Origin of the sequence: Nocardioides sp. AE5, from assembly GCF_031844485.1 — a bacterium.
GTDB lineage: Bacteria > Actinomycetota > Actinomycetes > Propionibacteriales > Nocardioidaceae > Nocardioides.
Map to the genome: position 1 here is coordinate 320,114 of NZ_JAUZVI010000002.1, position 20,339 is coordinate 340,452.

Below are 20,339 nucleotides of genomic sequence, written 5' to 3' on the forward strand. Positions count from 1 at the left end.
GCTTCGGCCATGGACACCGACGAACGCCCCGGCATCGGGGAGTTGATCCGCACCGGCGAGCGCTCCTTCTCGTTCGAGTTCTTCCCGCCGAAGGACGAGGCCGGCGAGGCCCAGTTGTGGCAGGCAATCCGCGAGCTCGAGCCCTATCGCCCCACCTTCGTCTCGGTGACCTATGGCGCTGGCGGCACCACCCGTGACACCACGGTGGCGATCACCGGACGGATCGCCCGGGAGACCGCGATGGTGCCGTTGGCCCACCTGACCTGTGTCGGACACACGGTCGAGGAACTCCGCGGCGTGGTGACCTCGCTGGCCGAGTGCGGCGTACGCAACGTGCTCGCCCTGCGTGGGGACCCGCCGGGCGGCCCCGGCTCGCCCTGGGTGGCCACCGACGGCGGGGTCGACCACGCCTCCGACCTGATCCGGGTGATCAAGGAAGCCGTCGACGTCACGGTCGGCGTCGCAGCATTCCCCGAGGGGCACGTGGATGCACCTGACCTGGATGCCGATGTCGCCGTGCTCAAGGCGAAGCAGGACGCAGGCGCGGAGTTCGCGATCACCGACATGGTGCTGCGCGCCTCCGACTACTTCGGGCTGCTGGAGCGCGCTGCCGCGGCAGGCGTCGACTTCCCGATCATCCCCGGTGTGATGCCGATCCTGAACATCAACTCGATGCGACGGATGGCCGAGTTCTCCCGCCGCGAGATCCCCGCCGAGGTCGTTGACCGCCTCCGTCCCTTTGAGGACGACAAGGACGGACTGCGGGCCGAGGGGATCCGGATCGCGACCGAGATGTGCGACGAGATGCTCGCTGGCGGCGCGCCAGGCCTGCACTTCTACACGCTGAACCGCTCCAAGGCGACCCGGGAGATCTTCGAAGCACTCAAGATCACCGCCTGACCTTCCCGGTTCAGCCGGCGCGCTCGATCTCCTGCACGACCAGGGCTGCGGAGAGGCCGACGAAGGGGATGCCGGCGCCCGGAGTGGCGTGGGTCCCGGCGGCGTACACGCCCGGGATCGGGGTCGTGGTCTGGAGCCGGTGGCGCAGCGTGTTGCGCCCCTGCCACAGCACGCCCATCGGGGAACCGTTGAACTCGCTGACCTGGGTCCGCGGCGAGCGGTCCACGCGGACCTCCACATGGGGGCGGATGTTGATGCCCTTGCGTTGCAGCCCGAGCACGATGTCCTCGGCGAGCAGGCCTCGGCCGAAGAGGGTCCACGCCTGGCCGCCGTCGGGTGCGGTCCCGGAGCGACGGACCACGATCAACGGATCGCCGTGGAAGACGGTCTCGTGGCCGAGTTCGGGGATGTCGTCGCCGGTCAGGCCGACATGGCAGACTACCGGCGGGATGGCCGGCATGGTGCGGCGTACGTGCGTGGCCAGGGCAGGGATCTGGCGTGGGTCGACGGCGCAGACCACCACGTCGGCGTCCACTTCTCCCTCAGGGGTCGCCACCGCCACCGCACGACCGCCACGGACGACGATGTCGGTGGCCGGGGTGTTGAGCCGGACGGTGACGCCGCGGGTCTCCAGTCGCTTCGTGAGGACGTCGGCCAGGCGCCCCAGCCCGCCCTCGATCCGCCAGCCGCCGAAGCGCTGCTCGATGTAGGCCTCCATGCCGAGCCAGGCCGGTACGTCGCGGGGGTCGTGGCCACCGAAGACGAACGGATGGGCGGCGACCTGGCGCAACCGGTCGTCCTTGAGGGACTTCTTCAGCCGCTTGGCGAGCACCTCGCGGGTGAACAGCCTGGCGGTGAGTTCCTTGTCGGCCAGGTCGGCGATCCAGGGGCGCTCCAGGTAGTTGCGGCGGATCGCCTCCCAGTCCTCGGTGAAGGACTCGACGTGGTCGCACCAGCGTTGCCCCAGACCGGTGCCGAGCTCCTCGAACGCGTCGTACTGGGCGGCGCGGGAGCCCCCGGGCAGGGCCAGGACGCTGCCGTCGGTGAAGTGGTGCTCGCGCAGGACGTCCTGCGGGACCAGGTCGATCTCGCGCTCGAGCGGTCGTCCGGACTTGCGGAAGAGGTCACGTACGACGCCCGGCAACAAGGTGGTGGAGGGGCCGGCGTCCCAGGTGAAGCCCTCGGCGGAGACCGTGCCCAGCGCGCCACCGAGGCTTTCGCGTGCCTCGAGGAGGGTGACCTCGTGGCCGAGCTTGGCCAGCCGGGCAGCCGTGGCCATGCCACCGAAGCCGCCACCGATCACCACTGTTCGCGTCATGCGCCGAAGACTAGTGGTCACCATCCGTGGTTCAGGGGAGGGCCGCACGGCGCCGTTGCCGACGCCGTTGCCAGAACCGGCGGACCAGCCGCGCGACGTAGGCGAGCACGACCATTCCGATCAGCAGGAAGGCGGCTGCGAGGCAGGCCGCGGCGATCGGATGCTCGATGGCGAACCAGACCACACCGATCACTGCCGCGTCCTCGACCAGGCTGGCGAAGATGTTGCTGGCAGGTTCGGGTGAGGTGTTGATCGCCATGCGCCCCCCGGTCTTGACCAGGTGCGAGGCCAGGGCGGAGCCGCCGCCGACGACACCGCCCACGGCTGCATTGAGGGAGTCGGCATCGCCAGCGAGCATGATGCCGACCACGGCGCCGGCGATGGGCCGGATCGCGGTGGAGATGATGTCCCAGGCGGAGTCGACCAAGGGAATCTTGTCGGCCACGAACTCCATGCAGTAGAGCAACGCCGCCACGCCCAAGACGTCCCAACGCCCGAGCACGTCGGGCACTTCGGTGAAGTTGCCGAAGCGGTCACTCAGCCCCAGGACCAGGACCACCAGATAGGCATTGACGCCGCTTGCCCAGCCGCTGGAGAAGACCAGGGCGAGTGATTCCATGTCGTGTTCCCGGCACGGGCCGGCTCAGGCCCCGGTGACCCGGGCCAGGGTCTCCTCGTCGCGGGCGATGACCGCGGTGCCGTCGTCGAGCGTGATGATCGGGCGCTGGATCAACTTCGGGTGCTCGGCCAGTGCCTTGATCCAGTCCGCACGGTGCTCGGCGTCCTTGGGCACCTGCTTGAGGTTGATCTCGCGGGCGATCGGCTCGTTCATCCGGACGATGTGCCACGGTTCCAGGTCCAGGCGGGCGAGCACGTCCTCGATCTCGGCCACCGTGGGAGGGGCGTCCAGGTAGCGCCGCTGGGTGTACTCCGCGCCGGCCTCGTCGAGGGCCCCGACGGCAGTGCGGCACTTGGAACAGGCCGGGTTGATCCAGATCTCCATGTCCTCAATCCACCTCGATCTCGGTTGCGCCGGTCATGGTGACCAGCTCGTCGTACGTCGTGCTGAAGACCGCGGCCGGATGGCCGGCGGCAGCCCAGATGGTGTCATGGCGGCGCAGCCAGCCGTCGACGTACGTCGTGATCGGGGTGGGGTGCGCGATCGGGGAGACGCCGCCGATCACCTGACCGGTGGCGGCCTTGACGAAGTCGGGCTTGGCACGCCGCAGCGGGCCGGGCAGGGCGGTGCCGAGCCTCTGCTCAACGGCGGCCGTGTCGACCCGATGGGCGCCGCTGGTCAGGATCAGGACAGGGGTGTCGGAGGCATTGAAGAGCAGGCTGTTGGCGATCGCGCCCACCTCGCAGCCCAAGGCCTCGGCGGCCAGGGCGGCTGTGTGCACGGAGTCGGGGAGCACGACGATCTCGCCGCGTCCACCCTTTTCGGCCAGGGCGTGGCGGAACCTCGCGATCGAGGGGTGTTCGGACATGTCCCGAGACTAGTCCGGGAGAAGAAGGGGTTGAGCGGCGGGCGCAGGAGGTATACCTTGGACTTGTTCGAACGTGTGTTCGAACTGCTCCCGGCGGGGCGCCCTCGACCCCCGCCCCCGCCGGGAGCAACTGTCGGGGGTGGGTGGTGACCTCGGGGCAGACGCGCGACAAGGAACCCAAGGAGACGACGATGACCATGGCCCCCAACCCGTACTGCCTTCCCGCGACCACCCACTCCTACCTTGAGCGAGCGGCGGAGTCGTTGCGCGAGGCCATCACGACCACCGAGGTCCCGACCCGTTATGCCTGCGCCCATGTGGCGGCACTGCGGGCAGCGGCCGCCCTGATCGCAGCCCGGTCGGTCCCGGTGGCCGCAGGCAAGCGCCGCCGGCCGCAACGGAACGCCTGGGTCCTGCTCGCCGACCTGGCGCCGGACCTTGCCGAGTGGGCGGGGTTCTTTGCAGCCGGCGCCAGCAAGCGGGCCGCGGCGGAGGCAGGATCGAGTCGCGCCGTGACCGAGCGTGAAGCCGACGACCTGGTCCGTGAAGCCGATCGCTTTCTGGCGATCGTCGAGCAGCACCTCGGCCTGGCAGCCCACGTGCCCTTCGAGCAGCAATTGCCCTGGCGCCCCGGGCTCAGCGCCTGACCTGCTCCGTGCGGCGACTCGTCCAGTGGCGATTCGTCTAGTGTTGACGGCATGTCAGCCAGTGAACGCAGGGGAGCCGCCCGGACGTCGATCGTGTGGGAGTCGCTGCAGGGGATCCTCGGGTCCGACAGTGACGTCCTCGACATCGGGGGCGGCACCGGAGGCTTCGCGGTCCGGGTGGCTGAACTCGGTCATCGGGTCCGTGTCATCGACCCCAGCCCGGACGCACTGGCCGCGCTCAGCCGACGGGCCCAGGAAGGTGATGTCGCCGACCGCGTCACCGGGCAGCAGGGAGACATCTCGACCCTGCTCGAAGCAGTCGGCCCGGAGAGCGTCGACGTGGTGCTGTGCCATGGGGTGCTGGAGGTCGTCGACGACCCTGCATCCGCCCTCGCCACACTTGCCCAGGTGCTCCGCCCGGGAGGCACCCTCAGCGTCCTGGCCAACCAGCGCCACGCGGCCGTGGTGGCCCGCGCCATTGCCGGCCACTTCGGCCAGGCCCGCGAGATCCTCGACGGGGCTGCAGTGGGCCGCTCCGGGCACCGCTTCACCAGTGACGAGATCACCGGCCTGCTGGACGGTGCCGGCCTCCGGGTGACCTCGATCCATGGCATCCGGGTCTTCGCCGACCTCGTTCCCGGATCGTTGCTCGACCTCGAACCCGGCGCCACCCAGGCACTGCTGGACCTGGAGCGCGCCGTGGCCACCCGGAGTGAATACCTGCCCCTGGCCACCCAGGTGCACGTGCTCGCCACGCGCTGAATCCGGCGCGGCATGAACGTCGTGTGTGTTCGTGCAGTGGTCAATTTCGCCCGGGAGGTACCACCTTTGCGTGGGGCTGCCTAGACTTGGCCATGAAGGACCACATCCACGCACCGCGCAGGGGAGGAAACCGTGCCGCTCTCGGAAGAAGAATTGCGTCTGCTCGAGCAGATGGAGCGCGCCCTCTCCGAGGAGGACCCCAAGTTCGCCTCGGCGCTGCGCGGGACCACGTCGCGGCAGGCCGCACGCCGTAAGGCCGTCGCCTCCGGTGCGGTCTTCATCGTCGGCATCGCCCTGCTCATGTCAGGCGCGATCTTTGCGGTGATCCCGCTCGGCATCATCGGCTTCATCGTGATGCTGGCCGCTGCCACCTATGGACTGGCCGCCCTCCGCGGCGGAAACGCCGCGCCCAGCGCCGAGGCGCGTCCCAGCGGACGCGACGGCTTCGGTGTCATTGACGGGGGTCGTGCCCACCGCACCCGCAAGCCGCGCTCGTCCACTCCGTTCATGGAGCGGATGGAAGAGCGCTGGCGTCGCCGGCGTGACGACGGCGGCTTCTGAAGCGGGAGCCTCCCGGTCAGTCCGCGTGGTCCCCGACCAGGGGTTCGTCCTTGTCGTCCAGCGGTACGTCGCGACGCAGCAGTGAGCGCGGGGTCCAGGTCGCGCGGATCCGGGTGTCGCGACTGACGCCGTTCTCCAGTGCCTGTGTGCAGAGGGCGACGTCGCTGCGCAGCACGCTCACCTCGTCCTGATCGGGGCGGGCCGCATAGCGGTGCGCCTCCAGTGCGACGACCAGTCGCCGGATGGCCGCCGTCGCTTCGGGATTGATCTGGGGACCGGTCTGGGGGAGTCGCACCGTCCGGTCCTGCTCGGGCGGGCCGAACCACCGGGTCACGGCGGCTCCGGTGGCGCGCGGCGACTTGCCCGCGGGCCAGCCCCGACCCAGGTCCAGGCACACGTCACGCAACTCGGACCATGCCGCCTCAATGGGGGGCAGGTCGCCGTTCCAGCGCCGGGCAGTGCGACCGCGGCGCAGCAGGCGAGGTGCGAGCAGCAGGGCGACCAGGACGAGCAGGATGCCCAGCACCCACAGCACAGGGGTCCAGGAGAAGTTGTCCTGGTCCGTATTGCCCTGGGCCTCGGGGACGTCGGGGGCCTGGCTCGGCGCGGCGGAGGACGGGGCTGCCGAAGTGGGTGCTTCGGTGGGTTGATCGGTGGGTGCCTCGGTGCTGGTCGGATCGTCGACTTCATCGGTGGTGTACGGCGGGACTGTGCCGATGTGGGAAGCGGGGGTCGGCTCGAAGCGCACCCAGCCATAGCCCGCGAAGTAGAGCTCGGGCCATGCATGCAGGTCGTGCGAACTGAACTCATAGAGCCCGTTGTCGAGCACCTCGGCGCGGTAGAACCCCACCGAGACGCGGGCCGGGATGCCGAGGTGGCGCGCCATCACGGCCATGGCCGAGGAGAACTGCTCGCAGTAGCCGACCCGGTCCTCCAGGAACTCGGCCAGGGCGTTGTTCCCGTTGCCTGCGTTGGGCTCCAGCGAATAGGTGAAGCCCCCGGAGTTGCGGAACCAGTCCTGCAGGGCGAGGGCCTTCTCGAAGTCGGTCTCGGCGCCCTCGGTGACCTCCTCAGCCGCCGCCGCGACGGAGCCCGGGAGCCCCGCAGGGGGAGCCCCATAGGTGCTGTTGATCCGCGAGGGCGGATCACCGGCCTGGGCAAGGTCATCACCGGTGATCCGGGGAATCATCTCGGTCAATGAATAGGTGAGCCCTGCGGTGGTCGTCCTGCTGTTCGCGGAGTGGATGTCCAGCACCGCGGCGTCATAGCGCCAGTCCTTGCCGGCGCGGACCGCGCTCACCGAGCCGGGGGTGGGCAACCAGAGGGACTTGAGTTCGGGGAGTGCCGCGATCGTCCACTCCTGGCTCGACGTGGGCACGTCGAAGCCGAGTCCGATCGGACGGGGCATCTCGCCGTCGGCGGTGTTGTTCTCCGAGAGCGAGCGGTCACCGGGGCGCCATGCCTCGCCGTCATAGACGGTGAGCACGGCGGTGCGCAGGTATTCCGGCTCGGCTCCGGTGGTGCGCACCCGCAGCAGTCCGATGTCCTCGCCGCGGACCAGGTCGCGCCGCAGGTCGGTCATCGGGTTCATGATCCGGATCTCGTCGTCGCCGGGGTTGTTGCCGTCGTCGGACCCGAGGAGGTCCAGCCCCATGGTGGGCAGGGCCAGCGGGACCACCAGGGCGAGCAGGACCGCCGCGACGCCGAGGGTGAGTGGGTGGCGCTGTGGGTCGTGCGACGCAAGGGGGCCAGTGCCACGGGTGGTGCCGTCCGCGCCGAAGCCACGTCCCCAGCGGCCCACGACACTGTTCTCCTCCAGCGCCAGCATGGCCATGAAGCCGACCGCGGCGAGCACGAAGACCCACCACTGCACCGACCGTTCCAGGATGCTCACAGGCAGCGCGTGGACCACGAGCAGGGGCAGTCCGGCCAGTGCGGCTCGCCCGATGGTCACGGCCAGCAGGTCGACGAACAGGTGGCACAGGAGGCCACCGCCGACCAGGACGGGCAGGGCGTGGTGCAGTTCGGCCGGGACAGGGGCCGCATAGGTCTGCAGGATGTCGACGGAATCGACGAATGCCTGCGATGTGGTCCGCACCGAAGCAGGGGTGGGCAGCGGGCCCGATCCCCAGATCCCGTTGAGGTAGACGAGGATCCCCAGCAACTGGCTGCTCACCACGAAGGGCAACGGCATCCGCACCCGGCGGGCGACGGCCCCGACCGCCGAGGTCAGCCCGATGCCGAGCAGCAGGAGGACCAGCAGCTTCGAACTCGGCGCAGCGAAGCCGCGCCAGGCCAGCAGGGCGACCCACGACGTGGCGGCAGCGGTGAGGACGATGGCGGCGGTGGCCAGCCCGGACCGGCGTCGACTCATGGCGTGCCCGCCTTCGGGGCCGTCGTACGGCGTTGGGCGAGGTCCTCCCACAGTCGTGGCAGGCGGTCCTCCGGTCCGGCAACCACCACGCGCCACCCGAGACCGGCCAGGCGGGTGGCCGCGGCGTCCCCGGCCTGGGCCAGCTGCTGGCCCCTGCCCGTGCCCCAACGGCCGACGTCCAGTGCCACGGCCATCGGGTTCGAGCCGTTCAGGCGCATCCTGCGCAATGCCTCGTGGTCGTGGTCGTCCATGGCTCCGAGGATCCCCACCAGCATCCCGGTCCTGGAGGAGTCGCCCATCCAGGACGTGTCCAGGTGTGCCTGGTGGGACAGGTTGACGACGGCGAGTGCTTCGAGCAGCGGGAGGACGTTGGCCGAGGTGCTCCGTTCGTGCCACGGGATCGAGGGGTCCTCGCCCTCGGCCGTGACCAGGCGGACGATGAAGCCGCGCTGGGCCAGGTGGACCGCGACGGAGGCAGCCATCGAGACGGCCGTCTCCAGGGATGAGGCTGCACCGCGGCCCTGGTGGGCGCTGGAGCGGTTGTCCAGGAAGATGGTCGCCCGTGACTGCCAGGGCTGCTCCTCCCGGCGCACCATGAGTTCGCCGGACCGGGCCGAACTGCGCCAGTGCACCCGCCGCAGGTCGTCGCCGTGGCGGTATTCCCGGACGGTGACGTCCTCGGCAGAACCCGTGGCGAATGCCCGGGGGCGGTTGTCCCCGGACCCGGTCCAGGCCCCGGCGATCGGGACCGCGGGCAGGTCGATGGTCCGTGGCGTGACGGTCACGGGCACGGTCGCGTGGAAGGCGCGCACCACCTCGACCAGGCCGAACGGGTCCCGCAGGCGAACCGTCATCGGACCGACCGGGAAGCGGCCGCGGACGTCGGAGCGGATCTGATAGGTCACCGTGCGGCGTTCCCCGGGGCGCACGCTGGGGAGGACGAACCGTGGATGGGATCCGAGGACGAAGGGCAGGGTGTCCTCGAGCAGCATCAGTCCGGTGCGGCGACGCCCCTCGTTGACCAGTTCCAGGTGGACCTGGGACGTCGCGCCTGCGCCGACCAGTTGGGGTTCGACGGTGCGGGTCAGTGCGAGTTGGTAGCGACTGCGACGGACCACCAGCACGGCGACCAGGGCGAGCGCGGCCACCAGTACGCCGATCCGGGCCAGCGAGCGCTGGTCCAGCAGGATGGCGCAGACCACTGCCGTCGCACCGGCCGCGACGAAGGCGCGGCCGCGGACGGTCAGGGTGGAGCTTCGCGCAGCCATCCGGCGCCTAGGAGGTGGGGACCGGGACCGAGGCGAGGATGCCGTCCACGATGGCGCCGGTGTCCCGGTTGCCCATCGATGCCTCGACGCTGGGGATGAGCCGGTGGCTGAGCACCGGGCGGGCCATGGCCGCGATGTCGTCGGGGATCACGAAGTTGCGGCCCGCCATGGCCGCGGTGGCCTTGGCTGCCCGGACCAGTTGGAGCGAGGCCCGTGGGGAGGCGCCGAGGTTCAACTCGTGGGTATTGCGGGTGGCCGTTGTCAGGTGGACGGCGTAGCGCAGGACCGACTCCGCGGTGTGCACTTGGCTGACCACGTCCACGGCCCGGCGGATCTCCTGGGCGGTGGTCACCGCACGCAGGTCGTCCAGGGGGCTGTGGAGGGAGTGGGAGGCAAGCATGGCGATCTCGGAGGAGACCACGGGATAGCCCATCGAGACGCGGGCCATGAAGCGGTCGCGCTGGGCCTCGGGTAGGGCATAGGTGCCCTCCATCTCGATCGGGTTCTGGGTGGCGATCACCATGAAGGGAGCCTCGAGTTCCCAGGTGCGGCCATCCACGGAGACCTGCCGCTCCTCCATGCACTCCAGCAGTGCGGACTGGGTCTTGGGGGATGCCCGGTTGATCTCGTCGCCGACCACGATGTTGGCGAAGATGCCACCGGGGCGGAACTCGAACTCGCGCGTGTCCTGGTTGAAGATGCTGACTCCGGTCACATCCGAGGGGAGCAGGTCGGGGGTGAACTGGATCCGCTTCACGGTCGAGTCGATGGAGCGGGCAAGCGCCTTGCTCAACATCGTCTTGCCGACGCCGGGCACGTCCTCGATCAGCAGGTGGCCCTGGGCCAGCAGGACGGTGACGGCGGTGTTGACCACCTCGTCCTTGCCGGCGATGACTGCGTTGATGTTCTCGCGGACCAGGTCGGCCACGTGCCTCACACCGGAGACGTCTACCTCCACCGCCACGGTCATGTCCTTCCGGGAGTCGCTGCGGCAGCCCTGTCGGGGTGGGTGCCGGATCCGTGCCAGTCAAGCCTAGGGGTGGTTGACCCGGACGCCGATCTCGCCACCCGACACCGGAAGTCCTGCCGCGGCGCACCACTTTGCTCCACCACCGCTCGCCATTTCTCCCCACCGGCACACCACCATTCTCGGTCGATGGCCCGAAAACCGGCCCTGGCCTGCGCAAACGCAGATCCGGGGCCAGGCATTGCCGAGCGAGGGCTGCGGGCGAAGTGCGCGATTCCCGGGCGAGAAACGCAGAAAAACACGCATGGAATGGTTGACGGGGGAGGGAAGTGGAGTAAAGTGGTGCGCAGTGGAGGAAGACGGGCTCGAAGGGGTGGTGCCGGATGTTCTTCGGCACCTACACGCCAAAGCTCGACGAGAAGGGCCGGCTCTTCCTCCCGGCAAAGTTCAGAGAGGACCTGGCCGAGGGCCTGGTGGTCACCCGAGGGCAGGAGCGCTGCCTGACGGTCTGGTCGCTGGAGGACTTCGGACGCCTGACCGACCGGCTCCGCGAGGCGCCGGTGACCAACAAGGGCACCCGTGACTACGTCCGCATGTTGTTCGCGGCCGCGTCGCAGGAAGTCCCGGACAAGCAGGGTCGGATCGGCATCCCGGCAGTGCTGAGGGAGTACGCCTCACTCAGCAAGGACGTGATGGTGATCGGCGCGATGAACCGGATCGAGATCTGGGATCCCGCCTCGTGGCAGTCCTACTCGGAGGAGCAGGAGCAGAAGTTCTCCGAACTCAGCGACGAGGTCTTCCCCGGGATCTGAGCCAGGCCCGACACAGCACGACTCAACTCAACAACGGATCGCAGGACGAGGTCTCGAGCCCGCTCCCCGCACGTCGTCTGGGGCACCTTCCCCGGTTCCAGAAGACAACTTCCCCCTTGGGGAGCGGGCAGGGACCTGGCCTTGCGATCCGGATCAGCACCTTCTTGATGAACCACGCAGTCCTACAACCACCAGCCAGGGGTCGAGACCATGAGCCTGAGTGTCAGCGGCACAGCACGACCGACACCACGTGTGCGCCACCAGGTGCGCGACGCGGTGAGCGTGATGCTCTTCTCGGTCGGTGCCTCGCTCGCCCTGACGGCTCTCCTGGCCGTGGTGATGACGTTCGGGCAGCTGGGCTGAGCAGATGACCAGCCCGCAGCACGTCCCGGTCCTCCTCGACCGGGTCGTGGAGCTCATGGCTCCCGCCCTCGAAACTCCCGGCGCCATCATGGTCGATGCAACCCTCGGCCTCGGCGGCCACAGTGAGGCCCTCCTGGAGGCATTCCCCCAGGCCAGGTTGATTGGCATCGACCGCGACACCGACGCGCTCGCCCGGGCCGGTGCCCGGCTGGCGCCGTACGCCGACCGGACCGACCTGGTCCACGCGGTCTATGACGAACTGCCCCGGGTGCTGGCCGAGCGCAACCTCGACCACGTCGACGCGGTCCTCTTCGACCTCGGCGTCTCCTCGATGCAACTCGACATGGCCGAGCGTGGCTTCGCCTACGCCCAGGACGCCCCGCTCGACATGCGGATGAACGACCAGGACCCGCGCACCGCAGCCGACGTCCTCAACACCTACCCGCTCGACGAACTGACCCGGATCCTGCGCGACTACGGCGAGGAACGGTTCGCCCGGCGGATCGCCCAGCACGTGGTCCGCGAGCGCGAGCAGGCGCCGTTCACCACCTCGGGCCGCCTGGTCAGCCTGCTGTACGACGCCATCCCGGCGCCGGCGCGGCGTACCGGGGGACACCCGGCAAAGCGCACCTTCCAGGCGCTGCGGATCGAGGTCAACGACGAGATCAACGTGCTGCGCCGCGCGATCCCGGCAGCCCTGGCCGCCATCGGCCCCGGCGGACGCGTCGTGGTCGAGGCCTACCAGTCGCTGGAGGACCGGATCGTCAAGCAGGCGTTCGCCGAGGTCTCCAGCAGCGACGTACCGCCCGACATGCCCTTCATCCCGGCCGGCCACGAAGTGGACTTCCGCGTCGTCACCCGTGGCGCGGAAAAGGCAGTGGAACCAGAGATCACCAGCAACCCACGCGCCGCCTCGGTCCGGCTGCGCGCCATCGAACGCCTGCAGGCCCGGGGCGGAAAGGACAAGGCATGAGCAGTCCGCTTCCCCTGAGCAGGGTCCGCGTCCAGCGGATCGCCGAGTCCGCCGTCGAGCGGGCCCGCCTCAGCGTCGTGCCGCGCCTTGACCCGCACGCGCCGCGGGTTCCGTTCGTCACCCTGGTCAGCCTGCTCCTGGTCGCCGGGGTCGTCGGCCTCCTGCTCTTCAACACCACCATGCAGCAGAACGCGTTCGCCAACACCGCCCTGGAGAAGCAGGCGCGGGAGCTGAGCGACCGCCAGCAGGGGCTCCAGATGGAGCTCGACGAACTGCGCAACCCGCAGCGGGTGGCCGAGAAGGCACAGGAGCTGGGCATGGTGCCCTCCCTCAACCCGGCGTTCATCAACCTCTCCGACGGAACGATCCTCGGCAACCCCGTGCCGGCCAAGGCCGAGGACGGCATCGACGTACGTCCGCCGGAGGCCAAGAAGCCCGCTGAACTCGACCCGGCCCCGCTGGTGATCAAGGTGCCCGCACAGCCCGAGGCGAGCGCCGACACGGACCCAGCCTCACCGGATCGGGACGCGGCGGCGGGTAGTAATGACTCGTCCAGCAACGACCGAGGAGACCGGAGCAGCCAGTGAGCCGTCGACCACCTGCGGCCCGCACCCGTGGTGCGCGCCCGGGCGACGCCGACCGCGGCAGGGCGATGTTCCGGCTCCGATTCGGCTTCATCATCATCGCGATGGTGCTCTCGGTCTTCGGTGCCCGGCTGGTCCAGCTCCAGGGCCTCGACCCCAACGCGTACGCCGCGATGGCGGCCGCGGAGGGCATCGTCAAGGTGGAGTTGCCGGCCACCCGTGGTGCGATCGTGGACCGCAACGGGGTGGAACTGGCCAGCTCCATCGACGGCATGATGATCGTCGGCGACCCGCAGATGACCCGCGCGCACGCTGCCGAGATCGCCACCCGCCTGGCTGACGAGGTCGGCGTCGACTACTTCACGGTCCTGGACCGGTTGCGCCGCCAGGACACCCGTTTCCAGTACCTGGCCCGGCGGGTCCCGGCGACCCTGGCCACCAGGGTGGTCCGCGAACTGACCGCCGAGGGGTACAAGGGTCTCTCCACCCGGCGCGACCCGATGCGTGACTACCCGGCCGACGACGTGGCGGCCAGCCTGATCGGCTTCATCGGCGAGGACGAGGCCCTGGCCGGCTTCGAGCGGACCTTCGACGAGCAACTCTCCGGTGTCGACGGCTCCACGACCTACCAGGTCGGCGCCGGCAACCGGATCCCACTCGGGGAGAACACCACGGTCAACCCGGTCAACGGACAGGACCTGGTCCTGACCATCGACCGCGACCTGCAGTTCTATGCCCAGCGGGTCCTGGCCGAACGGGTCCGCGAGGTCAAGGGGGAGTCCGGCACGGTGATCGTGATGGACACCCGCAGCGGCGAGATCCTGGCGGCCGCGGACTATCCGACCTTCGACGCCAACGATCCGCTCGGCTCGCCCAAGGAGGACCTCGGCGTCCGGTCAGCCAGCGAGACCTACGAGCCCGGCTCGGTGCAGAAGGTGCTCACCTTCGCGTCCCTGATCGATGCCGGCAAGATCACGCCGCGCACCCGGCTCGAGGTGCCCGAATCCCTGCGCCGCAACGGCCACACCGTCCGTGACCACTGGTCCCACGGCGACATCCGGTTGACCGCAGCCGGCGCCCTGGCCAAGTCCTCCAACATCGGGACGATCCTGGCCGCGGAGGAACTCGGCCACGAGGAGCTCTACGACTACCTGAGCAAGTTCGGCCTCGGCCAGCACACGGACCTTGGCATCCGCGGCGAGACCCGTGGCGTGCTGCCGGCTCCCGAGACCTGGTCGGCGATCAGGCACGCCACGATCGCCTTCGGACAGGGCCTGAGCGTCAACGCCTTCCAGATGACCGCAGCGATCAATGCCATCGCCAATGACGGCGTCCTGGTCAGCCCCAGCCTGATCCAGGGCAAGGCAGTCACCGACAGTGGCAATGAGGTCGGCACCGACACGACGACGCGCACCCGGGTGGTCAGCGAGGACGCAGCCCGGCAGACCGCGGAGATGATGGAACTGGTCACCGATGCCGAGGACGGCATCGCCAAGGTCACCAACATCCCCGGCTACCGGGTCGCCGGCAAGACCGGCACCGCGCAGCGGGTGGGCAAGGACTGCGGCTGCTACGACGGCACCTTCACCGTCTCCTTCGGCGGCTTCGCGCCGGCCGACGACGCCCGGTTCACCGTCTACGTGATGATCCAGAACCCGGCCAAGGGGTACGGCGGTGGTTCCGCCGCCGGTCCGGTCTTCAAGAAGGTGATGACCCACCTGCTCAGCAAGTACGCCGTCCCCCCGACCGGCACCCCCGATCCGGCCCTGCCCGTCGAGTGGTGAAGCAGGAAAGCGGCGCACGCCGCGATAGCCTCGCGCCGTGGTGAGCAGTGACGCCCTGCGGGCGACCCGACCGAGTGCTCCGACCGCGTCGACGCTGGCGCAGGTGGCGCAGTGGCTGGACCTGCCGTCCCCGGACGATGCCGGCACGACCCGGGTCACCGGCCTGAGCCTGGGCTCGCAGCGCGTGCTGCCCGGAGACCTGTACGCCGCCCTGCCGGGCGCCCGCGTCCATGGTGCGACGTACGCGCGTGATGCGGTGGCTGCCGGCGCGGTGGCGATCCTGACCGACCCGGCCGGCGCAGCACTGCTCCGCGACCCGGCCGGAGGGCCGGGCAATCCGGGCGTGCCCGTGCTGGTCGTCGACGACCCCCGCGACAGGCTGGGTGCGCTCGCCGCGCGCGTGCACGACAACCCGGCAACCAACCTGGCGATGATCGGGGTCACCGGGACCCAGGGGAAGACCACCACCACCCGGTTGCTGGAGATCGCCCTGCAGGCCGCCTCCGTCCCGGCGGCCGTGGTCGGCACCGTCGGCACCCGCATCAACGGTGTCGACATCCCCACCACGCTGACCACGCCGGAGGCACCCGACCTGCACGCGCTGTTCGCGTTGATGGTCGAGCAGGGCGTGCACACGTGCGCGATGGAGGTCTCCAGCCACGCCCTGGTGATGGGGCGGGTGGACGGCATCGTCTTCGATGTCGCCGTCTTCACCAACCTGGGTCGCGACCACCTCGACTTCCACACCGACGTCGAGGACTACTTCGCCGCCAAGGCACGGCTGTTCACCCCGCAACGGGCCCGGCGCGGGCTGGTCAACCTCGACGACGACCACGGCCGGCGCCTGCGCGACGAGGCCAAGATCCCGATCCGCACCTTCGCGCTCAACGACGCCTCCGCCGACTGGCGTGCGGTCGACCTCGACCTGCAGCCCCAGCGCTCGGAGTTCACCGTGCTCGGGCCGGACGGGATCCGGGTGCGCACCTCGGTGCCGATCGCGGGCGACTTCAACGTCGCCAACGCACTGGCCGCGATCGCCGCGGCAGCGGAGGCCGGGCACGACCCGGAGCAGGTGGCGCAGGGCATGGCCCGCGGTGGCGGTGTCCCCGGACGTCTGGAGCGGGTCGAGGTCCCCGGCGGGATCACTGCCGTGGTCGACTACGCCCACAAGCCCGACGCGGTCGAGGCCGCGCTGACCACCCTGCGTCCGCTGACCAGCGGCCGGCTCATCATCGTGATCGGGGCCGGCGGCGACCGGGACAGTGGCAAGCGTCCGGTGATGGGCGAGATCGCTGCGCGCCTGGCCGACCTGGTCGTGGTCACCGACGACAACCCGCGCACCGAGGACCCGGCCGCGATCCGCAGCCAGGTGCTTGCCGGTGCGGCCGGTCCCGGCGAGGTGATCGAGGTGGCCGGCCGCCGGGCCGCGATCCGGTCTGCACTGGAACAGGCCGTGGCCGGCGACATCGTGCTCGTGGCCGGCAAGGGCCACGAGACCGGACAGGAGATCAACGGGGTGGTCCACCCCTTCGACGACCGCGTCGTGGTCGCCGAGGAGGCCGGTCGATGATCACGATGACCCTGGCCGAGATCGCCACCGCCACTGGCGGCACCGTCGACGGCGATCCGCACCTCGAGGTCACCGCACCGGCCAGCCAGGACAGCCGCACCGTCGAACCCGGCGGGCTCTACGTGGCCATCGTCGGCGAACGGGCCGATGGCCACGACTTCGCGACCCAGGCGGTCCAGGGCGGCGCAGCGGCAGTCCTCGGCACCCGCGTCACCGGCGTACCGACCGTGGTCGTCGATGACCCCGTCGTCGCACTCGGGCGCCTGGCCCGCCACCTGCTGACCCGCCTGCCCGACGTCACAGTCCTTGCGCTGACCGGCAGCCAGGGCAAGACCGGCACCAAGGACTACCTGGCCCAGGTGCTGGCCCGCTCGGGGGAGACCGTGGCCACCGCAGGCAACAACAACAACGAACTCGGCGTGCCGCTCACCGTGCTCCGCGCCACGGCCGACACCCGCTTCCTTGTCGTGGAGATGGGAGCGCGGGGCGTCGGCCACATCGCCTACCTGTGCTCCATCGCCCCGCCCGACGTAGCCGCCGTGGTCAACGTCGGCAGGGCGCACCTGGGCGAGTTCGGCTCGCGCGAGGCGATCGCGCAGGCCAAGGGGGAGATCATCGAGGCGCTGGGCGCCGACGGGGTCGCCGTACTCAACGGGGACGATGCCCTGACCGCGGCGATGGCCGAGCGGACCGCCGCCCGGGTGGTCCGCTTCGGTACGACGCCCGGCTGCGAGGTCACCTGGGCCGACGCCCGCCGCGACGACCTGGGCAGGCCCGGCGCGACGTTCGGGATCGGCGCGGAGACCGGCTGGGTCCAGTTGCGCCAGATCGGCGACCACCAACTGGCCAATGCCGCCGCCGCAGCGGCCATGGCCACCGCAGCCGGCCTCGCCCCCGACCAGGTGCGCGAGGGACTGGCCGAAGCCGTCTCGCTGTCGCGCTGGCGGATGGAGACCACCGAGGTGCCCGGGGGGCCGGTGGTGATCAACGACGCCTACAACGCCAACCCCGACTCGATGCGGGCCGCCGTCGCCACCCTGGCCTCGATCGGTGCTGCCCGGGGCAGCCGCACGGTCGCGGTGCTGGGCGAGATGCTGGAACTGGGCGAGGCCACCGAGGCCGAGCACCGGGCGCTGGGGGAGGCCGTGGTCGCAGCCGGCATCGACGTGCTCGTGGTGGTCGGGGCCGAGGACGGAGGAGCGGCACCCATCGCAGCAGGTGCGGAACGCGTCACATCCGACCACACGCTCGTGGTGTCCGCGCCGGATCGTGACCTGGCTCTGGCATGGTTGCGGCACAATGTTGGTGCCGGAGACGTGGTCTTGGTGAAGGCATCACGCGGACCGGCGCTCGAAACGATCGCCGACGGCCTCGTGGCTGCCGCCCGACCAGGACCAGGAGCGGAGGAACCCCAGGCATGAGAGCAATCCTGTTCGGTGGCGGGATCTCGCTGCTGGTCTCCCTGATCGGGACCCGCTATGCGATCCGCCTGCTCGCTGCCAAGGGGTATGGCCAGGAGATCCGTGAGGACGGACCGACCAGCCACCACACCAAGCGCGGCACCCCGACGATGGGCGGCATCGTCATCATTGCCGCCACGGTCCTCGGCTACACCTTCGCCAAGCTGATCACCCGGGACCTGCCCACCGCCTCGGCATTGCTGCTGCTCTTCCTCTTCGCCGGGATGGGCCTGGTCGGCTTCCTCGACGACTTCATCAAGATCTACAAGCAGCGCAACCTCGGCCTGCGCAGCAAGGCGAAGATGATCGGCCAGACGCTCATCGCGCTGGTCTTCGGCATCCTCGCGCTCTCCCCGTGGCTGGAGGACGGCCGCGGACAGACCCCGGCCTCGCAGCACCTCTCCTTCATCCGCGACACGTCGTGGGTGCTGCCCAGCGTGCTGGTCGTCGCTCTCTTCTGGGTGATCATCACCGGCACCAGCAACGCGGTGAACCTCACCGACGGACTGGACGGGCTGGCAGCCGGCGCCTCGGCACTCGTCTTCGGTGCCTACACCCTGGTCAACATCTGGCAGAACAACCAGTGGTGCGGCCAGGCCGACATCAGCTATGGCCAGTGCTACGAAGTGCGCGATCCGCTCGACCTGGCCATCGTCGCGGCCGCGATCACCGGGGCCTGCTTCGGCTTCCTGTGGTGGAACGCCTCGCCGGCACAGATCTTCATGGGCGACACCGGATCACTGGCCCTGGGGGGCGCGCTGGCCGGACTGGCGATCCTGACCCGCACCGAACTGCTGCTCATCGTGATCGGTGGCCTCTTCGTCATGGAGACCGTCTCGGTGATGCTCCAGGTGGGCTTCTTCAAGCTCAGCAAGGGCAAGCGGATCTTCCGGATGGCGCCGATCCACCACCACTTCGAGATGCTCGGCTGGGAGCAGGTCACCGTGGTGATCCGGTTCTGGATCATCACCGGGCTCTGTGTCGCCGGTGGGCTGGGCATCTTCTATGCCGAATGGGTGGCCGGCACCTGATGGTCGACCTGGACTCCCTGGGCCGCAACGACTCGTGGGACACCGTCACGGCTGCCGTGGCCGGCTTCGGTGTCTCGGGATTCGCCGCCGCCGACAACCTGCTCTTCCTCGGGGCGACGGTGATCGCCCTGGACGAGAACCCTGCCGGCAAGGAGGAGAAGGCTGACCTGCTGCGCACGCTGGGGGCCGACATCCGCCTCGGCCCCGGGGCCACGGCGACCCTGCCCGACGGCGTCGACGTCCTCGTCACCTCACCCGGGTGGCGCCCCGACGCACCGCTGCTGGCCCAGGCCCGCGAGCGCGGCGTACCGATCTGGGGCGAGGTCGAACTGGCCTGGCGGCTGCGTGACCCCGACCATCCCGCACCCTGGCTCGCGGTGACCGGGACCAACGGCAAGACCACCACGGTGCAGATGCTCGACTCGATCCTGCGGGCAGCCGGCCTGCGCAGCGTCGCCGTCGGCAACGTCGGCCTGCCGATCGTGGAGGCGGTGATGGACCCGGAGCCGTACGACGTCCTGGCCGTCGAACTCTCCAGCTTCCAGCTCCACTACACCGACTCGATGAGCGCCCATGCCGCCGTGGTGCTGAACCTCGCCGAGGACCACCTGGACTGGTACACCGGCCCCACCGCGATGGCCGACTATGCCGCGGACAAGGGCCGCGCCTACGAGCACGTGCAGCGCGCCTGCATCTACAACGTCGCCGACCCAGCGACCGAGGAACTGGTCCGCGAGGCCGACGTGGTCGAGGGCGCCCGGGCGATCGGGTTCACCCTCGGCATGCCGGCCGTGGGGCAGGTCGGGATCGTCGAGGACCTGCTGGTCGACCGCGCCTTCATCGAGCAGCGCGAGTCGAGCGCCGCCGAACTGTGCCGGATCGGCGACCTGGCCTCACCCGCCCCGCACTTCGTGGCCAACGCACTGGCCGCTGCGGCGCTGGCCCGGGCCCACGGCGTGGACCAGGCAGCCGTCCGCGACGGGCTGCGCGCCTTCCGCCCCGACGGCCACCGGATCGCCCACGTCGCCGAGCACGCCCAGGTCACCTGGATCGACGACTCCAAGGCGACCAACCCACACGCCGCGCTCTCCTCGCTCCAGGCCTTCGAGCCCGTCGTCTGGGTGGCCGGGGGACTGGCCAAGGGGGCACGGTTCGAGGACCTCGTCTCCCGGGTCCGCGAGCGGTTGCGCGGCGTCGTACTGATGGGGGCGGACCGCAACGTGATCGCCGACGCGCTGGCGCGACACGCACCGGATGTGCCCGTCATCGACATCACGGACGGGGAGACTGGGGCCGAGGAGGATCCTATGGATCGCGCCGTTGTGGCGTCCGCCGGGCTGGCACAGCCGGGGGACACCGTGCTGCTCGCCCCGGGATGCGCCTCGATGGACATGTTCGCCAACTACGGTGAGCGAGGAGACCGGTTCGCCGCCGCCGTGCAGCGGTGGATCGCACGACAGACCTGAGGGAGGGCAGCC

At 70.1% G+C, this 20,339-nt stretch carries 20 protein-coding genes; 13 read left to right on the top strand and 7 right to left on the bottom strand.

Features of this window, described 5'->3' with window-relative positions; genetic code table 11:
• Positions 1–9 precede the first annotated feature (9 nt).
• On the top strand, positions 10–900 hold the full coding sequence (metF, locus tag Q9R27_RS04690) for a methylenetetrahydrofolate reductase [NAD(P)H] (protein WP_311251178.1): 891 nt from the start codon (positions 10–12) through the stop codon (positions 898–900).
• A gap of 10 nt (positions 901–910) precedes the next feature.
• On the opposite strand, the gene Q9R27_RS04695 is transcribed toward metF, so the two are convergent.
• Genes Q9R27_RS04695 through Q9R27_RS04710 form a run of 4 tightly spaced genes read right to left on the bottom strand, consistent with a single transcriptional unit; the run spans position 911 to position 3,705 of the window.
• Positions 911–2,218, bottom strand: coding sequence for an NAD(P)/FAD-dependent oxidoreductase (locus tag Q9R27_RS04695; protein ID WP_311251179.1), 1,308 nt, complete (start codon positions 2,216–2,218; stop codon positions 911–913).
• A 31-nt stretch (positions 2,219–2,249) separates the two neighbouring features.
• Positions 2,250–2,837 (bottom strand): DUF4126 domain-containing protein, encoded by a 588-nt coding sequence (locus tag Q9R27_RS04700; protein WP_311251180.1) that lies wholly within the window; start codon positions 2,835–2,837, stop codon positions 2,250–2,252.
• A 24-nt stretch (positions 2,838–2,861) separates the two neighbouring features.
• A complete protein-coding gene (locus Q9R27_RS04705; protein WP_311251181.1) occupies positions 2,862–3,221 on the bottom strand; it encodes an ArsC/Spx/MgsR family protein in 360 nt (119 codons plus the stop codon).
• A 4-nt stretch (positions 3,222–3,225) separates the two neighbouring features.
• Positions 3,226–3,705 carry a YbaK/EbsC family protein gene (locus tag Q9R27_RS04710; protein ID WP_311251182.1) on the bottom strand — a complete coding sequence of 160 codons (480 nt, stop codon included), beginning with the start codon at positions 3,703–3,705 and terminating at the stop codon, positions 3,226–3,228.
• A gap of 191 nt (positions 3,706–3,896) precedes the next feature.
• Between Q9R27_RS04710 and Q9R27_RS04715 the strand changes: the two genes are divergently transcribed.
• From Q9R27_RS04715 to Q9R27_RS04725, 3 genes are all read left to right on the top strand, one after another.
• Complete coding sequence (locus Q9R27_RS04715) at positions 3,897–4,352, top strand: SAV_6107 family HEPN domain-containing protein (protein WP_311251183.1); 456 nt, start codon at positions 3,897–3,899, stop codon at positions 4,350–4,352.
• A 51-nt stretch (positions 4,353–4,403) separates the two neighbouring features.
• Complete coding sequence (locus Q9R27_RS04720) at positions 4,404–5,114, top strand: methyltransferase (RefSeq protein WP_311251184.1); 711 nt, start codon at positions 4,404–4,406, stop codon at positions 5,112–5,114.
• Positions 5,115–5,246: 132 nt separating this feature from the next.
• Complete coding sequence (locus Q9R27_RS04725) at positions 5,247–5,675, top strand: DUF3040 domain-containing protein (RefSeq protein ID WP_311251185.1); 429 nt, start codon at positions 5,247–5,249, stop codon at positions 5,673–5,675.
• Positions 5,676–5,691: 16 nt separating this feature from the next.
• On the opposite strand, the gene Q9R27_RS04730 is transcribed toward Q9R27_RS04725, so the two are convergent.
• From Q9R27_RS04730 to Q9R27_RS04740, 3 genes are read right to left on the bottom strand one after another with little or no spacing between them, the layout of a single operon-like run.
• A complete protein-coding gene (locus Q9R27_RS04730) occupies positions 5,692–8,049 on the bottom strand; it encodes a DUF3488 and transglutaminase-like domain-containing protein (protein ID WP_311251186.1) in 2,358 nt (785 codons plus the stop codon).
• Entirely contained in the window at positions 8,046–9,317 is a 1,272-nt protein-coding gene (locus Q9R27_RS04735) for a DUF58 domain-containing protein (protein WP_311251187.1), read from the bottom strand. The genes Q9R27_RS04730 and Q9R27_RS04735 overlap by 4 nt, the downstream gene beginning before the upstream one ends.
• A gap of 7 nt (positions 9,318–9,324) precedes the next feature.
• On the bottom strand, positions 9,325–10,275 hold the full coding sequence (locus tag Q9R27_RS04740) for an AAA family ATPase (protein ID WP_397219647.1): 951 nt from the start codon (positions 10,273–10,275) through the stop codon (positions 9,325–9,327).
• A 392-nt stretch (positions 10,276–10,667) separates the two neighbouring features.
• Between Q9R27_RS04740 and mraZ the strand changes: the two genes are divergently transcribed.
• From mraZ to murD, 9 genes are all read left to right on the top strand, one after another.
• Entirely contained in the window at positions 10,668–11,096 is a 429-nt protein-coding gene (gene mraZ / locus Q9R27_RS04745) for a division/cell wall cluster transcriptional repressor MraZ (RefSeq protein ID WP_311251189.1), read from the top strand.
• Between the two features lie 210 nt (positions 11,097–11,306).
• The gene (locus tag Q9R27_RS04750; RefSeq protein ID WP_311251190.1) at positions 11,307–11,459 is read left to right on the top strand and encodes a hypothetical protein; all 153 of its coding nucleotides are present in this window, start codon (positions 11,307–11,309) and stop codon (positions 11,457–11,459) included.
• Between the two features lie 4 nt (positions 11,460–11,463).
• A complete protein-coding gene (gene rsmH, locus Q9R27_RS04755; RefSeq protein WP_311251191.1) occupies positions 11,464–12,432 on the top strand; it encodes a 16S rRNA (cytosine(1402)-N(4))-methyltransferase RsmH in 969 nt (322 codons plus the stop codon).
• A complete protein-coding gene (locus Q9R27_RS04760; protein ID WP_311251192.1) occupies positions 12,429–13,019 on the top strand; it encodes a hypothetical protein in 591 nt (196 codons plus the stop codon). The genes rsmH and Q9R27_RS04760 overlap by 4 nt, the downstream gene beginning before the upstream one ends.
• Positions 13,016–14,800: a penicillin-binding protein 2 gene (locus Q9R27_RS04765; RefSeq protein ID WP_311251193.1), complete on the top strand. Its 1,785-nt coding sequence runs from the start codon at positions 13,016–13,018 to the stop codon at positions 14,798–14,800. The genes Q9R27_RS04760 and Q9R27_RS04765 overlap by 4 nt, the downstream gene beginning before the upstream one ends.
• A gap of 94 nt (positions 14,801–14,894) precedes the next feature.
• Positions 14,895–16,370, top strand: coding sequence for a UDP-N-acetylmuramoyl-L-alanyl-D-glutamate--2,6-diaminopimelate ligase (locus Q9R27_RS04770; protein ID WP_397219648.1), 1,476 nt, complete (start codon positions 14,895–14,897; stop codon positions 16,368–16,370).
• A complete protein-coding gene (gene murF / locus Q9R27_RS04775) occupies positions 16,367–17,791 on the top strand; it encodes a UDP-N-acetylmuramoyl-tripeptide--D-alanyl-D-alanine ligase (protein ID WP_311251194.1) in 1,425 nt (474 codons plus the stop codon). The genes Q9R27_RS04770 and murF overlap by 4 nt, the downstream gene beginning before the upstream one ends.
• A complete protein-coding gene (mraY, locus tag Q9R27_RS04780; RefSeq protein ID WP_311251195.1) occupies positions 17,788–18,861 on the top strand; it encodes a phospho-N-acetylmuramoyl-pentapeptide-transferase in 1,074 nt (357 codons plus the stop codon). Before murF ends, mraY begins: the two co-directional genes overlap by 4 nt.
• Positions 18,843–20,327 (top strand): UDP-N-acetylmuramoyl-L-alanine--D-glutamate ligase, encoded by a 1,485-nt coding sequence (gene murD, locus Q9R27_RS04785; protein ID WP_311251196.1) that lies wholly within the window; start codon positions 18,843–18,845, stop codon positions 20,325–20,327. The genes mraY and murD overlap by 19 nt, the downstream gene beginning before the upstream one ends.
• The last annotated feature ends 12 nt before the right edge of the window (positions 20,328–20,339 follow it).

Coding starts and splice junctions, on each gene's coding strand:
- murD (WP_311251196.1), top strand. CDS start 18,843: ATGGGTGGCCGGCACCTGATGGTCGACCTGGACTCCCTGGGCCGCAAC.
- Q9R27_RS04710 (WP_311251182.1), bottom strand. CDS start 3,705: ATGTCCGAACACCCCTCGATCGCGAGGTTCCGCCACGCCCTGGCCGAA.
- murF (WP_311251194.1), top strand. CDS start 16,367: ATGATCACGATGACCCTGGCCGAGATCGCCACCGCCACTGGCGGCACC.
- Q9R27_RS04735 (WP_311251187.1), bottom strand. CDS start 9,317: ATGGCTGCGCGAAGCTCCACCCTGACCGTCCGCGGCCGCGCCTTCGTC.
- mraZ (WP_311251189.1), top strand. CDS start 10,668: ATGTTCTTCGGCACCTACACGCCAAAGCTCGACGAGAAGGGCCGGCTC.
- Q9R27_RS04695 (WP_311251179.1), bottom strand. CDS start 2,218: ATGACGCGAACAGTGGTGATCGGTGGCGGCTTCGGTGGCATGGCCACG.
- Q9R27_RS04760 (WP_311251192.1), top strand. CDS start 12,429: ATGAGCAGTCCGCTTCCCCTGAGCAGGGTCCGCGTCCAGCGGATCGCC.
- Q9R27_RS04730 (WP_311251186.1), bottom strand. CDS start 8,049: ATGAGTCGACGCCGGTCCGGGCTGGCCACCGCCGCCATCGTCCTCACC.
- Q9R27_RS04720 (WP_311251184.1), top strand. CDS start 4,404: ATGTCAGCCAGTGAACGCAGGGGAGCCGCCCGGACGTCGATCGTGTGG.
- mraY (WP_311251195.1), top strand. CDS start 17,788: ATGAGAGCAATCCTGTTCGGTGGCGGGATCTCGCTGCTGGTCTCCCTG.
- Q9R27_RS04705 (WP_311251181.1), bottom strand. CDS start 3,221: ATGGAGATCTGGATCAACCCGGCCTGTTCCAAGTGCCGCACTGCCGTC.
- Q9R27_RS04750 (WP_311251190.1), top strand. CDS start 11,307: ATGAGCCTGAGTGTCAGCGGCACAGCACGACCGACACCACGTGTGCGC.
- Q9R27_RS04700 (WP_311251180.1), bottom strand. CDS start 2,837: ATGGAATCACTCGCCCTGGTCTTCTCCAGCGGCTGGGCAAGCGGCGTC.
- rsmH (WP_311251191.1), top strand. CDS start 11,464: ATGACCAGCCCGCAGCACGTCCCGGTCCTCCTCGACCGGGTCGTGGAG.
- Q9R27_RS04715 (WP_311251183.1), top strand. CDS start 3,897: ATGACCATGGCCCCCAACCCGTACTGCCTTCCCGCGACCACCCACTCC.
- metF (WP_311251178.1), top strand. CDS start 10: ATGGACACCGACGAACGCCCCGGCATCGGGGAGTTGATCCGCACCGGC.